The following is a 248-nucleotide window of genomic DNA, read 5'->3' on the forward strand; positions in this document are numbered from 1 at the left end:
TAGGCCAAGGCTCGTGAGGGTGCGTTCAGGAATATTGTCATCATCTTTCACAGTCATGCCGAAGGGAGGGAACATGACTTCTACTGCAGCACTACTCACTTCACGCCGATCCCAACCCCAGCCAGTTTCGATCGTCACGGCCCCGCCGAGATCGAGGATCGACAGAATATTTCCTAAGATCCGTGCTTGGTCTGCGTTGGGCGTTACGAAATTAATCTCAGGTGCGCGGTCACTCAAATATGATGCCA

The 248-nt window shown here is 52.4% G+C and carries 1 protein-coding gene; it reads right to left on the reverse strand.

Features of this window, described 5'->3' with window-relative positions:
• A partial coding sequence (locus A3722_RS24725; protein ID WP_236627357.1) for a hypothetical protein occupies nucleotides 1-248 on the reverse strand: 248 nt, incomplete at both ends.

Source organism: Sulfitobacter sp. HI0027, assembly GCF_001634775.1.
Taxonomy (GTDB): Bacteria; Pseudomonadota; Alphaproteobacteria; order Rhodobacterales; family Rhodobacteraceae; genus Sulfitobacter.